Origin of the sequence: Butyrivibrio sp. YAB3001, assembly GCF_900112195.1 — a bacterium.
Lineage (GTDB): Bacteria > Bacillota > Clostridia > Lachnospirales > Lachnospiraceae > Butyrivibrio.
The window spans coordinates 33,785-49,909 of sequence record NZ_FOKR01000021.1 but is presented as its reverse complement, the minus strand read 5'-3'; the positions used below and the strand labels follow the sequence as shown (position 1 = coordinate 49,909).

11 protein-coding genes are annotated in these 16,125 nt (G+C 38.5%); 3 read left to right on the top strand and 8 right to left on the bottom strand.

Annotation, left to right across the window (positions count from 1 at the left end):
• Positions 1-93: 93 nt before the first annotated feature.
• Complete coding sequence (locus BM086_RS17135; protein WP_092329983.1) at positions 94-1,866, top strand: glycoside hydrolase family 13 protein; 1,773 nt, start codon at positions 94-96, stop codon at positions 1,864-1,866.
• Positions 1,867-1,963: 97 nt separating this feature from the next.
• On the opposite strand, the gene BM086_RS17130 is transcribed toward BM086_RS17135, so the two are convergent.
• A complete protein-coding gene (locus tag BM086_RS17130; RefSeq protein WP_092329981.1) occupies positions 1,964-4,063 on the bottom strand; it encodes a helicase-related protein in 2,100 nt (699 codons plus the stop codon).
• A 206-nt stretch (positions 4,064-4,269) separates the two neighbouring features.
• Positions 4,270-5,481, bottom strand: coding sequence for an IS1634 family transposase (locus tag BM086_RS17125; protein ID WP_092329979.1), 1,212 nt, complete (start codon positions 5,479-5,481; stop codon positions 4,270-4,272).
• A 300-nt stretch (positions 5,482-5,781) separates the two neighbouring features.
• Between BM086_RS17125 and BM086_RS17120 the strand changes: the two genes are divergently transcribed.
• Complete coding sequence (locus BM086_RS17120) at positions 5,782-7,824, top strand: methyl-accepting chemotaxis protein (RefSeq protein WP_092329976.1); 2,043 nt, start codon at positions 5,782-5,784, stop codon at positions 7,822-7,824.
• Positions 7,825-8,216: 392 nt separating this feature from the next.
• Here BM086_RS17120 and BM086_RS17115 read toward each other — a convergent pair whose 3' ends face one another.
• Positions 8,217-9,080 carry a YitT family protein gene (locus tag BM086_RS17115; protein ID WP_092329974.1) on the bottom strand — a complete coding sequence of 288 codons (864 nt, stop codon included), beginning with the start codon at positions 9,078-9,080 and terminating at the stop codon, positions 8,217-8,219.
• Positions 9,081-9,403: 323 nt separating this feature from the next.
• Between BM086_RS17115 and BM086_RS17110 the strand changes: the two genes are divergently transcribed.
• Complete coding sequence (locus BM086_RS17110; protein ID WP_092329972.1) at positions 9,404-10,483, top strand: helix-turn-helix transcriptional regulator; 1,080 nt, start codon at positions 9,404-9,406, stop codon at positions 10,481-10,483.
• Positions 10,484-10,853: 370 nt separating this feature from the next.
• On the opposite strand, the gene BM086_RS17105 is transcribed toward BM086_RS17110, so the two are convergent.
• From BM086_RS17105 to BM086_RS17085, 5 genes are all read right to left on the bottom strand, one after another.
• On the bottom strand, positions 10,854-11,228 hold the full coding sequence (locus BM086_RS17105; RefSeq protein WP_092329970.1) for a response regulator: 375 nt from the start codon (positions 11,226-11,228) through the stop codon (positions 10,854-10,856).
• A gap of 159 nt (positions 11,229-11,387) precedes the next feature.
• The gene (locus tag BM086_RS17100) at positions 11,388-12,443 is read right to left on the bottom strand and encodes an ABC transporter substrate-binding protein (RefSeq protein ID WP_092329968.1); all 1,056 of its coding nucleotides are present in this window, start codon (positions 12,441-12,443) and stop codon (positions 11,388-11,390) included.
• A 25-nt stretch (positions 12,444-12,468) separates the two neighbouring features.
• Positions 12,469-13,500: an ABC transporter permease subunit gene (locus BM086_RS17095; protein WP_092329966.1), complete on the bottom strand. Its 1,032-nt coding sequence runs from the start codon at positions 13,498-13,500 to the stop codon at positions 12,469-12,471.
• Positions 13,501-14,571: an ABC transporter permease gene (locus tag BM086_RS17090; RefSeq protein ID WP_092329964.1), complete on the bottom strand. Its 1,071-nt coding sequence runs from the start codon at positions 14,569-14,571 to the stop codon at positions 13,501-13,503.
• Positions 14,568-16,082: a sugar ABC transporter ATP-binding protein gene (locus BM086_RS17085; protein WP_092329961.1), complete on the bottom strand. Its 1,515-nt coding sequence runs from the start codon at positions 16,080-16,082 to the stop codon at positions 14,568-14,570. The genes BM086_RS17090 and BM086_RS17085 overlap by 4 nt, the downstream gene beginning before the upstream one ends.
• Positions 16,083-16,125: the final 43 nt, after the last annotated feature.

Here is a 16,125-nt window from a genome sequence, read left to right as displayed (position 1 = left end):
GCCTATTTTACGAATAATAAGTGCTTGACTTCAATCCGGTTTTATAATATATTGTCCTTGTCACGGAAAACGTTTTCCTTAGGAGGACGCATTATGAATTTAGGATCTATATATCACAGAATGTCAGAGCAGTACTGCTATTGTCTTGACAATGAACAGCTTATTATCAATATAAAAACCGGCTACGATGTGGACAAAGTTTACATCATTTATGGTGATCCCTACGATGCCGGAATAATGGGTGGAAATGAGCGTTGGAATGGTCAAAAAGAAGAAATATATTTTAAGAAAAGACTTAAAAACCACATCTGGTGGACAACAACTCTTGTCCCCAAATACAAGCGCTGCAAATATTACTTTGAACTTCATAGCGGCGAAGAATGCATATATTTCTTCGAAGATGGTTTCTATACTGAAGAAGAAATGAATCAGGATGGTAAGACTCTCTCCTACTTTATAATGCCCTGGATGAATCCTTCTGATGTATGCAGAACCCCTGCATGGGTAAATGATACAGTATGGTATCAGATTTTTCCCGAGAGATTCTGCAACGGTGATCCATCCATAAGCCCTGAGAATACTCTCGCGTGGCACACAGGCGAAATAAGAAGTTTCGATGATTACTATGGCGGCGATATAAAGGGAATAAGAAATAAAATTCCTTATCTAAAAGATCTTGGCATCACCGGAATATACCTAAATCCAGTTTTTGAGGCTCATAGCAACCATAAATACAACACAAGAGATTATAAAAAAGTTGACCCTTGCTTTGGTACCAACGATGACCTGAGATGCCTTGTAGATGAAGCTCATGCAGCTGGGATCAAAGTTATGCTTGATGCTGTTTTCAACCATACCGGCTCCGACCACCCCATGTGGGAAGATGTACTGAAAAATGGGCAGAACTCTAAATATGCAGACTGGTACATGGTCAATAAGTGGCCTGTAACGCAGGGACAGGATACCAGGGACGGCAGATATTACTCTTTTGCATTTGCTGAGTACATGCCAAAGCTTAACACCAATAACCCTGAGGTTCAGGAATATCTGCTTGATATAATCAGGTTCTGGATTGATACATTTGACATAGATGGGCTTCGTTTTGATGTAGGTAACGAGATTTCCCACTCTTTCCTCAAGGCTATCAGATACATGACAAGCCACATGAAGCAGGATTTTTACCTGCTTGGAGAAATCTGGCACGACTCAATATCATGGCTTCTCGGTGATGAGTATGACTCTGTAATGAACTACCCTCTTTCCACGGCCATTGCAGACTTCTGGATTTATAAAAATCGCGGAAGAGAAACCTTTGAGTATGACATTAACCGTTGTTTTACTATGTACTATTCCCAGGTAAATGATGTGCTTTTTAACCTGTTGGATTCCCATGATACCAACAGACTTCTTGATAAAGCACAGCACAATTTGGATATCTTTTATCAGCAGCTTGCTGTACTCTTTACCATGCCTGGAAGTCCCTGCATATACTACGGCACAGAGGTTGCCATGGATGGTTCCTATGATCCTGACTGTAGACGCTGTATGCCTTGGGATGAAATCGTTGCAGGGCAAAAAGATACTGAAATAAATGAGATGAAAAAACTGATTTCCATGAGAAAGACTTTTCAATCCTGCAAGAGTAGAAATTTCCATTTCCCAAATGACATTCCCAAGGAAAGAGTTATCTCTTATCTGAAAATTGGTGAACAGGAAAGCATCCAGGTATACTTAAACTGTGAAGAAGAGGCAGTTACGATTCCATGTGATAATGATGCCTCTATCATCTATTCAAGAAAATGGACAAGCAGTCCTGATGGAAATGGAATGCTTGAACCAAATGGGATATTGATTATAAAGAAATAGTTACATCTAAGAATGCGTGCAAATAGGCCATTTGAAGTCGAATGCGACGAGTACCTGTTTGCACGCATTCATTATTCCATTCAAGATTGTAAGACTGTTATTTTCTGCCCTTCCTATAACATTCCTGACACACAGCATATTTGTATGACCACTTGAGTTTCTTACCACAGCACTTGCAAGACTTCATACTGAGCTTCTGCATATCAAGGATAGTAAATATCTTTTCTGAAATAGTTCTCTTTGTTTCAAGGATTAATTCCAGATCCTCTTCATCGCCAAATAGCCTGGTAAAAGAATAAAGGAAATCATATACTGCACTGCTTGTTTCCAAAATCTGAAGAGCCTGCTTATATTTAGGGCTTATTCCTGAAGTATCAAACCTCTTCATAGTTCCTTCCAAATCTACCGCTCTCTCTTCAGCTACAGCGCTATAGAACTGCTTGTACACGCCAAAAATTTCTTCATTCTTTATGTTGATTGGAATTCTGATAAACTGCCGGATTAATTCCCTATCATCTTTGATATCCTCAAGAGCACGGGCAACGGTAATCTTTTCAGCTATATCTCCTTTGTCATAATAATTTGCTGCAGGAATCTGATTCCATAGTTCCAATATAGTTGATATTTTCCCATCTTTTTCCAAAAACTCTTCCGGAATATTTATCATGGCCCTGCTTATAGGAACCGCATCATAAAAAACAAGATACTTGATAATGTCGTAGTCATAATAGGAAGTTACATATCCAACATCATATTTGCCAAATCGGCCTGCACGACCGGCAATCTGCTTAATTTCAGACACGGTAAGCGGGCGCTCTTTTATCCCATCAAACTTAACAGTCTCCAAAAAGACAACTCGCCTGATCGGAAGATTCATGCCCATTCCAATGGCATCAGTTGCCACAACAACATCAGTTTCCCCATCTGCAAACTTACCTGCCTCTCTGTGCCTTACGTCATAAGGAAGGGAACCGTATATGATGCTGCATGTTAATCCACTATCCTGCAGTTCAGCCGCAACGCTGTGCACATCTTTTCGTGAAAAGACAATAAGAGCATCTCCCTTTTGAACATATTCAGGGAATCTGAAGTTTGAGGCTTCCTCATCCATTTGAAGTGGAGTCTTTCTTTCATGATGCACAATCTCTACTGTATCGCCGCAACTCTTTATCATCCTTGTAATTAGTTTTTCAGCATCAGGCGAAGCACATACATGAATCTTTTTTGCCCGAAGCCCAAGAATTGCTGCTGTCCAGGAACCGCCACGCTGACGATCAGCTACCATCTGTGCTTCATCTATGATAGCCATATCCCATTCTTCCTTAAGGCTCATCATCTCAATTGTAGATGACTGATGGAAAGAGCCCGGCATAAGAATCCTCTCCTCTCCTGTTATCATGGAGCAAGGACATCCATTGCCATTCATGAATTCATACTGTTCATAGGCAAGAAGACGAAGTGGTGCCAGATAGATGCCACTATCAGCTGCCATAAGTTCCTGAACTGCCTGATATGTCTTTCCGGAATTAGTGGGACCTATATGAAGCACAAAATGCCTTTTCATCTGCCTTGCAAGAGGAAACAGTGTTGTATAATCATCAGGCGTTGACTCCTGGATATTGTGATAAAGGAGCCTCTTGGCTTCCATCACTTTCTTGATTCGCTCTGCAGCTTGAATATAATTGCGATTATGTGAAAGCTGCTCATAGACCACCATCTCATTGAGATGTGTCCTTATATATTCCACAATCTCTTTATCACGTTTGTTCTCGCGCAGATTATCCATAACGATTGGTACGCCAATATTCTCATTGACAGACATGGCAAAATCAACCAGCGGCATATTGTCGCAATTAAGGATAACACCATAGATTATCCTTGCATAATTTGGCACCATCTCTCTTAACATATCTACGTTAAACTTCTTAGGAAGATATTCGCAGAATTTCCCTATGTTCCCTTTATGAACTTCCTGCCTCTGACTTCGGCCATAAGGGCCTTTTAGCATCATGAATACTCTTCTTATTGTCAGCTCATCAAGAAAGGCATCATAAACAGCACTTGAAACATCATCGGAATGTTTTTTCCAATACTCAGTAAATTCTTTTTTAGGAAAAGCTTTCTCTGCCAGAAATTTCTGTTTCTTATCGTTTTCTTTTTTAGCTTTAAATGGGTTGTATCGTCCTTTTTTTCTCATTTACTTCCTTTGTAGAACTAATTATATACAGTGATTATTTCATTCAGTCTAAGTCAGCAAAAACTTGTAGTGCTTCTCAGACCTTTACTGAATAATTATAATGTATAATCCTGTCTTTGACAGTTTTAATACCAACTAAAGACGCCAAAAGCCTTAATACATCAGGCTCTTGGCGTTATTTTTGTGATTCTTGATATATAGTAATATTACCTTTGCTTGCTTTGTTTTTCTATAGTTCTCATATCAGCTTTAGTAATGAATTCGTAATCGGTTCTAAAACCGCATACTTTATGAAGGGCATCAGTAAGTTTATCACGAATGTAAGTTGGCATGTATCCCTGTCCCTTAATGTCTGCAAATTTTATTGATTTCAATTTATCCAAGATTTCTTCACAGGTGTATTTGTTTTCAAGTTGCTTTTCCAATAAACGATAAACAAGTAATGACAGGAAACATATCAGGAAGTGGGCTTCTATTCTGTCATCTCTTCTGATATAGACAGGTCTTGCAGCGAAATCTGTTTTCATGATTCTGAAGCATTCCTCGATCTGCCATCGTCCCTCGCTTACTTTCAAAATATCCTTAACATCATCGTCTATAAGATCTGTACAGACAGCGTAAAGACCGTCATATCCAGCTTCTTCGGCAACCTTTGTCTCGTCAAGATAGTAATGGATATCGGCAACTTCGCCATCTTCAGTACATGCATCCTTCCATATAAAACGGGCTGGATCATTAGGATTTTTGCGATTCTTTTTGAGCTTTCCTTTTTTTATCATGGCTTCAGCGCGCTGAACCTGAGCCTCTCGGATTGCCTTTTGATAAGCTGCATATTTGGGCGAATAGGTGATTATGAGTAGCTGATCGATATTTCCGCTGATATAAGGGATTTTTTTGTAGTACAACTCATCAGAATCAGTACTTTCAATTTCTGCAGCAGAAACCTTTTTATTATCCGCAAGCCTTTTAAAACCATCTTTACTCAGTGCGAGTTTTTTGTTTTCTGCATCAAGTTTTTTTATTGACTGGGTGGCATTTAAATCGTATTCGTACTGATGACGTTGTTTGATTGTCTTACAGATCTTATCCAGCTGGAGCTTGTAGTAAACAGCCTGAGGAAACAGATAACCGCCTTCAAATAGTTTGCGCTGTGCATAGTCTAATTCTTTATCTGCGTGGAAAACAACCTGAACAGACTTTGTTTTGCGTGCCTGTTTGTACTTCTTGGTTTCGGCAGCAACTTCGCTGCGGCACCAGGCAATAACATCATCACGAGTTGGGCCATGATCCTTTATTAATTCTGAAAGTGTGCCGAGTTTACGGACAGTAGCAGTGGTGCTTTTTCCAGAATTATCAATAAAGGATTTGGAAATATAGAATGATTCTGAATTCTTGGACTTTGAGATTGTAAGTTTCATGAATAGTATCCCCCATCCCTTATTATACCACAGATCACTATATATCACTATATATTAAAATTTGACAAAAAATACAGACCAGATGTGGTCTGCAACTATTTTTGATATGATTTAGGTTTCAAACTCCCGTGCAATAAAAAACAGACGAATTTAGATTCAAAAAAGCGTTTATTTACGCAAGTTTAACAAAAGTTTAATTATGGATAAATTTATTATTTATATATATACATGTAAAATATATTTGTACATGAATCTACGTACAATAATGTTTATTAATACATTTATAAATGGAGGGTAAAAATGGGAACAGCTTCAACTATTGGAAATAATGGAAAAAACAATTCGAGTGTAAAAAAAAGTATTGGAAAAACATTATTGATGTGTTTACTGCCTGTGATTATCATTGGAGTAGTTGTAATTATTCTTATTCTATCATTCAATGCTAAAGCTACAATTGAAGATGTATCTCTTATGGATCTTCAGGCTGAAACACAGGCTAATGCTTACAATATAGGAACCGGATTCAGAATGCTGTTGGCAAAATTTGGTCAATATTGTGATACCATGGAACAGGTTCCTTTTGAAGATGAGGAAGCAATTCTAAAATATATTGAGCCCTCTACAAATTACACAATCATTAACAATACAGGAATTTACATTGGTTATGAGGATGATACTTATGTTTTTGCCAATCATACCATACAGGCTCCTGACTGGAAGCCTACACAAAGAGATTGGTATAAACTTGCACAAGGACATGAGACATTTATTGAATCTGATCCTTATGTTGATTCATCTACCGGGCAGCTTTGTGTCTCTTTTGTAAGACAGAACAGTTTTTATAATGGAATGGAAGGAGTTTGTGCTGTTGACGTTTTCCTTGGTGATATTCAGAATGAAGCATCAAAATATACTCCCATGAAAACAGGTAATTCTATGATACTTGCCGGGGATTACATTATCAGCTATGTTAATCAGGATTTAAATGGTAAAAAAATATCTGAATCAGGAAATGCTTTTCTATCTAGCGTTAAAGCATATATTGATTCCGGTAGTACTGCGGTTACAAAAATAAAAAATCCGTTAAGCGGACTTGAATATTATGTTTGCTATTATAATATTCAGGGTACAAGTTGGAATATGGTTTCTTCTGTTCCTGTAAATGATGTTTTGGCATCATCCAACAGATTTATGATTATTGCAATGATAGCAATGATTGCATTGATTTTCATAATCACAGTTATTATTTTGATCACAATAAGCAGAGTTATTACTAAGCCTGTTAATAGTCTTTCTAATAGTATAATTAAGATTTCATCAGGGGATTTTACTACGCAGATGCCTCAAGATAAAGGTGATGAAATTGGTCTTATCAGCAAAGAAATGGAAAATTATGTTCAAGTAATGAATGATACAATTTCTAATATACAGGAGAGAGCGGAACAACTACAATTTGACTCAAACTCTTCAAAGGATGCTTCAAGTAAGATGACTGAAGGAGCTAATGAGCAGTCTAAATCGATGGAACAAATCCAGACAACAATGGATGATATTTCAAATGCAGTAGGAGAACTTGCTAATAATGCAACTATGCTTGCACAGTCAGTTGCAGAATTAACCGATAATGGAAATAAGACAAATGAGATAATGCTAAGTCTTGTAGATCAGGCTGAAGTTGGACAGAATGATATGAGCAATGTTCAGAAGAATATGGAAGTAATAACATCTTCCATGAGTGATATGAATGATGTGGTTTCTACAGTAGGAGATTCTGCAGATAAGATTACTGAAATAGTAGGGATGATTGATTCTATTTCTGAACAGACAAACCTTCTGTCACTTAATGCAAGTATTGAAGCTGCAAGAGCCGGAGAAGCAGGAAAAGGCTTTGCTGTTGTTGCTGATGAAATCGGTAAACTTGCTCAAAACAGCCAGGAAGCTGCTAAAGAAATCAGCGATATTATCGCAGAGATCACAAATCTTATTAAAGATCTTGCCGAGAAATCTCAGGCAAATATGGAGGCTATTACCAATAGTAGTGGAGCAGTTTCAAAAGCTGGAGATAGCTTTAGTAAGATTAATCAGGAGCTCAATAGTACAGCAGACACAATGCGCAACATGATTGGAATGATGGCAAATGTAAATGACATAGCATCAAGTGTTGCTGCTATATCTGAGCAACAGTCAGCTAGTTCTGAAGAAATAACAGCTACTGTAGCCAATTTGGCAGTAAGTGCTCAGGAGATTGCTGATGAATCAAAGGGTGTTGAGAATGTTGCAAATTCTGTATCTGATTCAGCTATATCCATCAATGAGCTGCTAAGCAGATTTACCATACGATAAGAAATGCAAAATTAATCGTGATTTAATAGTAATTTCACTGATAAAATCCTGCCTTTGACAGTTTTAATACCAACTAAAGACGCCAAAAGCCTTAATACATCAGGCTCTTGGCGTTATTTTTGTGATTCTTGATATATAGTAATATTATACCACAAAATCGCTATATATCACTATATATTAAAAATATAATTTGACAAAAAAATACAGACCAGATGTGGTCTGCAACTATTTTTGATATGATTTAGGTGTCAAACTCCCGTTATAATAAGCTGTTGACAATTCCCTCAAACTGATTAAAATTAAAATACGACCAAAAAACACTATGTGTTTTTGTAGGAGCGTTGCCATGGCACCGCTCCATTTTTTTGTCTCCTTTTGAGCCTCTAATACATTTACTCAAAAATCCTCTCCGGCATAGATTTTGATCTATACTGCATTTCACTGACCTTATAAACAGTAATGAATGCCTGAGGATCCACCTTATCAATAAAAGCCATGAGCTTTTGGAATTCACCTTTATCTACTATAGTAATTATCTCATTGTGCTCCTGCATTCTATAAGCACCAATGGCTTTATAAATACTTGCTCCGCTGTGAAGCTCATTAAGTATGTAGTCTCGTATTTCTTTTTCAAAGGGTGAAACAATGCAGACTCTTCGCTTAAGCTTCTGATCAAAAATGAAATGATCCAGAATCATACCGTTAAAATATGTTCCAAGAATGCTCAAAAGCAAGGTCTTTGTATCATAAACAAGAATTGAAGATGCCGCAACGCATAATCCAGCTGCTGACATAGCCTTTCCCAGGTCAATCCTCAGATACTTGTTAAGTATCTTGGCTACAATATCTATTCCTCCTGAAGAAGCATTTCTGTTAAAAAGTATCGCTATACCAATGCTCACGAAAAATATATAGCAAACTACATCAAGTGTCGCATCACCGGTAAAAGATACAAAATTTGGGAAACATTTTTCAAATATCCCGATAATTACTGGCAATAAAATCGATGTGTATATTGTCTTATAACCAAATTCCGGTCCGCAGGTAATAAAACCGATTATCAGCAAAAATATATTCATCACCAATGTTATCACCGATACACTCAATGGAATAAAGTTCGACAATACAATTGCAAGACCTGCGATACTGCTGACCGAAGCATGACTTGGCATAAGGAAAAAGAAAACTGACGCTCCAATTATCGTTGTAGCCAGTGTTAGAATACATATCTCCTTCATCAATGCGACTGTTTTCATATTTTTACAATTCCTCTCGTGAATATTCTTAATAATCTCATGTTCATATTTGGTTGATTCACCAACAAACCATTTTATCATCTGATTCTATTATAGTCATCATAAAGTCGCTAGCGCATATTTACATAATCAAAAAGGCCAAGATGTATTAGTGTACTATCTAGCTCATATTCAATCAAATATGAACAAGCCAGCACACGAGAGTTTTAACACGCTTATAAATTAATAGTTGTATATCAAACAACTAATTGATTATTGGATTGCTTAAGTTCCTTCGATATAATGAAATCACACCGGTGAATTCTACTAAGGAGATATCAAAAATGAGAATTATGTTAGGCACCAAAATCAAGGAATTGCGTAAAAGAGATGGGAGAACACAGGATGACCTTGCTACTGCTTTAGGCATAACAAATCAGGCTGTATCTCGCTGGGAAGCAAACAAGGCATATCCGGATATGGAGATGATACCTGCCATTGCCAATTACTTCCACGTTTCAATTGATGAACTGTTCGGTTACAACAATGATCGTGAAAGTACTCTTTCAAGATACATTGAGAAAGCGAACAGACTATTGGAGCCAGGTTTTAAACCTGACAAAAAGCAATTAAAAAATCACGAACAGTTTCTTCGAGAAGCATTGTCGGAGTTCCCTAACGAATGGCATTTACAGGAAAGACTGGCTACGATTCTTTGGATAACTACTTCGGTTGATAAAAGAAAAAAAGATGATACAGCCACATTAAAAGAAGCTGCTGAACTATTTGAGCAAGCTTATCAGAACAGTGACGATGCTCACATGAAAGAGCGTATTCATTCCTCACTTATTGGCGTACTTGGTACACTCAGAGATTATCAGAAGATAAAAGAGATTGCAGGTCAAAGTTCTTCTTTATCAAGTTGCAGAGAGTTGGTACGTACAGTGCTGTTACACGACAGCAATTATGACCGATATGTAAGTGAAGCTTTTCTTGCACTACTTCATCAACTGGCAGATGTGCTAAACATGAATTTTGAACACTTTGCAACTACCAACAATCCGGAGATCTATCTTTCGCTTGTTATGCTTTATAAGTCTGCTTTTGGAGATGGTAATTATGGATGGTTTAATAGCGATATATGCTTGCTTTACTTGAATGCAGCACGTATTTGTAACAGAAATAAAGATTATGAACAAGCCATAAGCTGCTTTGAAAAAGCCCATGATCATGGTGATTGCTTTACAGAAGCCGCCAAAGAGCCCATAAAAAGGCCGACCAGTGCAGGCATAAGTAACGCAACTGAATTGCCTTCCCGTTTTGTCTATATCAATGAAGAAACTTTTAAACAGTATATCGGGCTTTTCGCAGAGGAAGTAGTTTCAAAATTGCGGAGTGATTCCAAGTTTGCAGCAATCTTTTAAAGCGGAATAAATCAACATTTGTAGGCCATGTCTGCATATGTTGATAGCATTTCGAAAGGATTGGCGTGAAAAAGATTGTGCCATCTTGCTATCACTCATTTACGTTGCATCGCAAATACTATATCATATAAGAAATAACTGACCTGGCAGACATAGCTACTAAATGCAATACAAGTTTTGATCAATGGGGTAAAAAATGGGGAACTTAGAAGACGCAAAGAAAATATTTCCTAACAATATCTTCTTGAAAACTCTGAGCCACCCGTAAAACCAACATTTCCGAATGGACACCTTGAGGCTGGGCGTACGAAAAAGTCATAATGAAAGGCCACCACACTGATTAGTGCGATGGCCCATTTTAATACCTTATTTATTCCTCGTCCTCATTAAAGACTTTCTTAACTGCCAGAATGACATCTGTCGCCTTAAATGGCTTAATTATGAAGTCTTTAGCGCCTCTCTTGATTGCCATGACAATCATATTTTCATACTTTTGATCAGAGCACATGATGACATTTGCATTAGCATCATAATTTATTATCTCTGTCAAAGCATCAATGCCGTTCATCTTGGGCATATTAATGTCCAGAATAACTAAATCCGGCTTTTTCTCCTTATAGTTTTCAACCGCCTGAACCCCGTCCGTTGCTTCTGCAATAATCTGATATTTCTCAGGATCAAGAGCAGACTTGATCATCTCTCGCATAAAATTTGTATCATCCGCAATAAGTATCTTTTTTCTCATAGCTTTTGGTCTCCTTTTTGCAAATCCTGACACTTATATTATGGCTACATATTTATGTTTTTTCAAATAAAAACAATATAAAATTATGAAAAATATGTTTTACCAACATTTCCGAATGGATACCTTGGGGCTGGGCGTAAAGAAAATCTGTGTACGTTATCAGTCTTCCAGCAGATCAATGTCGTAAGTAACTCCATCAACCTGGATTTTCTTCACCCTGGAAATTGAGCTGAAAACCTTCTCATCCACATAGTTAAATTTATCAGGAGTCTGACCGGAAACCAATGTATCTATCAAAGCCTTTACTCTTGGACCATGCATCGGATTACACTCTGCAATGCAGGATATCTTGCCTTGCTTAGCGTATTCTAAAGCCTCAATATTAACACCATCAAAAGAAACAACCATGATATCGCCATTTTTGATATTAGGGCCAGCTTTAAGGCCTGCAGCTTCAATAGCATCTATTGCCCCCATGGCTTCGTTATCATTCTCACAATAAACAATATTTATGTTATCAAAGCGCTTTAATAGAGCAGCCATAACTTCGCGCCCCTTGGTTTCTGTGAAATCACCGGTTATTTCTTCCATGAGATCCCAGCCATTTTCCCTCGCAGCATTTGCAAGGCCTCTTGTTCTTCCAATCTGAGCTGTTGAACCAATTGTTCCCTGAATATTCACAATGTGCAGATCCTCAGGGACCATACCTATACTCTCCGTATAACTCTTAATCCAGGCAGCCATTTTCTTGCCTTCAAGCTCAAAATCAGAACCAACCCAGCAAGAATAAAGATTCTTATCCGTAACATCTACTCTTCTGTCAACCAGGATAACAGGAATTCCGGCATCACGAGCTTCCCCAAGAACTGAATCCCATCCACTTTCAGTGACAGGAGCCAGGACTATATAGTCAACTCCCTGCTGAATGAACATTCTTATGGCTGTTATCTGATTTGTCTGCTTCTGCTGACCATTTTTATAGAGCAAAGCATAATTATCATCAGCCGCAAAGGAAGCCTGCATGGATCTGGTATTGGCGTTTCTCCAGTCGGATTCTGCCCCAAGCTGAGAAAACCCAACAGTTATGATACTATCCTCTTCCTGTGGGTTTCCATCATCATTATTTGTTTTATTTTTTAGAGCGGTGCTCCCGCAGCCCACAAAAAGAGCGAGCAACAGGAGCATAATCATCGCAAAAGAAGCATTTTTTTTCATAAAATAATCGTTCCCGGATTTATTTTCATTTCTTCTTTTTCTGAGCCATAACAACACTCTGGATCAGCAAGAATATGCAAAGCATAGCTGCAATTGTGATACCTGTCCACCATGCATCATCAAGACCGGCTGAAGAAACGATTGCCTGAATAGTGCAAAGTGACATAACACCAAAGAGCGTGCCTATAATATTACCAACACCACCTGTAAGCATTGTTCCACCGATAATTGAAGAAGCAATCGCATTCATTTCCATGCCCATCGCATGGCTTGCAGAACCGGAACCAACATGTAAAAAGTAAACGTATCCGGCAATTCCGGCAAGAACGCTGCAGATAAGATGTGACAAGAACTTGGTTCTTCTTACATTTATGCCAAGCATCAGTGCGCTCTGCTTATTTCCGCCAACTGCGTAAAAGCTTCTTCCAAGCTTGGTAAAGCGGAGCACCATAAATAATAATATCACAATTATAAGCGCTACAATTACACCAATTTCAACATAGGCCGGAACATAGATTCCTTTTCTGGTATAAGATCCCATTCCCGGAATAATGATTCTTGTGTCCTTAAGTGCTGTAAACTCAGGGTCTTCAACGTTAAATGGCGCAGTATTTACGATAGTTGTCATTCCTCTTGCAAAGAACATTCCGGCAAGAGAAACAATGAATGGCTGAATATCAAGCACAGCCACAAGGAAGCCCTGGACAAGTCCATACAACAATCCGATACCAAGTGCAATAAGGATAGAGCCAAGAATACTTCCATCATGATAATCTAGATAAACTGCACAGCACATGGAAACCAGCGCAACCACACCACCTACTGAAATATCAATACCCCCGGTGATCATTACAATGCTTAATCCGCAGGAAGTAATTATCAGGGCAGCATTTGAATTTAAAATATTAAACAGCATCTGTGGCTTTGTAAAGCCTCCGCCCTGAAAGATAATTGCTCCTAAATACATAAGGAAAAAGATTACAATTGTTATTGTAAGGAGCAGGTTTGTATCACTTAATCTGTTAAAAATACTTGTCTTTTCATTCTGCTTTTTCATTCAGGCTGCCTCCTTTCTTGCCGGAGCCAGCTTTTTTACCATATTTCTAAAATACTCTCTTACAGTCGGAGCTGAGAATACAACGAGCAATATTACTACTACTGCCTTATAAGCTGCAAGCGCATCAGACTGAACGTTGAACTTATACAATGTAGTAGTAAGGAACTGAATTACATACGCTCCAAGAATTGATGCCCACATGTTGAATTTACCGCCTGAAAGTGCATTTCCACCAAGCGCAACTGCAAGGATTGCATCCATCTCGATGTCTTTTGCCACAACAGAGTAATTGATAGTTGACAGACGGCTGACCTTGATAAGAGCAGCAACTGCAACGCATAATCCCAGGATAACAAAAGAAAGAACCTTAATTGCTGTTGGATTGATACCATTTAATCTTGCAGAACTTTCGTTGATACCTACAGCCTGTGTGTAAAGCCCAAGATTTGTAAACTTAAGTACAAGGGCAATGATGATAATGCAGCCTATTACGATAAATACTGTCGTAGGAATCGGAATTCCAGGAATAAATCCGCCAAAATATGAGAATTTAGGGTCCGGAACTATAGGAAGCTCATTATTATTTATCCAGGCTGCAATTGATCTTCCTGCTGTAAAAAGAATCAGTGTTGCGATCATAGGCTGAATCTTAAATACAGCAACAAGAATTCCATTAAACGCGCCACAAAGCATTCCCACTACGCAAGCAACCAAAAATGCTACGATGATCGGTGCCTGAATTGTCTCAGGTCTTGAATTACCGCCGCACAATACTCTTAACATTGCAGAACCTGCAATCGCAATAGTTGCGCCAACAGAGATATCCTGTCCACCTGAAGCTGCAGTTACAAGTGTCATGCCTATTGCAAGAATTCCAAGCTCTGAACCATAATCCAAAATGGTGATCAGATAACCTGAAAGTACAGGATTTCCTGCATTATTTGTTCCTAATGTAATCTTAAAAAAGCCCGGGTCATTTACCAGATTTATTACCGCCAAAAGAATCAGCGCAATAAGCGGTATAAAAAGCTGGTTGCTCACCAGTCTCTTAAGTATATTTTGATTTTTCATACTGAACTCTCCCCTGCTATAGTGCTCATAATCTTATTCTGAGTAAGATCATCACCGGATAGTTCCCCAACTACCTTCCTATCTCTCATTACAATAAGTCTAGAGCATGTTCTAAGCATTTCGTCTGTCTCTGATGAAATGAATGTTACACTCATTCCCTCTTTTGCCAGCTCTAAAACGAGCTTCTGAATATCAACTTTGGTTCCTACGTCGATTCCTCTTGTAGGCTCATCCAGGATCAGATATTCCGGATGCATCAAAAGCCACCTTGCAAGTATGACTTTCTGCTGATTTCCGCCTGAAAGAGATTTTATCGGTGTCTCAGCAGAAGCTGTTTTAATATTTAATTTCTTAATATACTCTTCGGCAAAAGCATTTGCCTGCGCCTTGCTAAATGGTTTGAAAAATCCGTTCAAAACCTGCAGAGCCAGTATTATATTATCTTTTACAGAAAGATCCCCCACTATACCATCAATCTTTCTATCCTCAGGAAGATAAGCAATACCATGTTTCATAGCTTCGATAGGCTTGGTTATCTTAACTTCTTTTCCATGCATCTTAACCTTGCCCTTCAAGACTTTGTCAGCGCCAAAGATTGCTCTTACGCACTCACTTCGCCCTGAGCCAAGAAGGCCTGTAAATCCGTTTACTTCACCTTTTTTGATAAAGAAGTCAAAAGGCTTGATTCCCGCATTGCTCTGAAGTCCCTCAGCTTCAAATATCTTTTCCTGCTGATCTGTGCCTTCATAGCTGCCATTTTCGCCCTTTATATCTGACAGATCATCCATTTCCTTGCCCAGCATCTTTGCTACAAGCTGAACTCTTGGAAGATCTTTGATTTCATATTCACCGACAAGCTGACCATCTCTTAAAACAGTGATCTTGTCACAAACTTCATACACCTGATCAAGGAAATGAGTAACGAAAATAATTCCTACTCCCATAGCCTTCAGATCTCTCATAAGTCCAAAGAGCTTTTCAACTTCCTGTTCGTCAAGTGATGATGTAGGCTCATCCAAGATCAGAACTTTACAATCCATATCTACAGCTCTTGCGATAGCTACCATCTGCTGTACTGCTATTGAGCAATTTGCAAGCTGCTGTGTTGCTTTTGCAGGGATATCAAGCTTTTTCAAAAGAGCCTCAGCTTCCCTGTTCATTTCTTTCCAATTGGTAAAGGTCCCCTTACCTCTTCCAATAAACATATTTTCAGCTACTGTCAGGTTTGGACAAAGCGTTATTTCCTGATAAACAGTACTGATTCCGCAATTCTGCGCATCCTGCGGAGAATGTATATGTACTTCACCTTTTCCCTCAAGCGTGATTGTTCCGGCATCCTTGGAATAAACACCCGTGAGTACTTTTATAAGCGTAGATTTTCCGGCGCCATTTTCTCCCATCAGAGCATGGATTTCTCCCTTATTTAAAGAAAAATCAACATTCTGAAGAGCCTTAACACCCGGAAATTCCTTATAAATCCCTCTCATTTCCAGAACTCTAGATTCTTCCATACTTTCCGTCCCTTATCTAAAAATTACGCGGTGCGGAAATCCG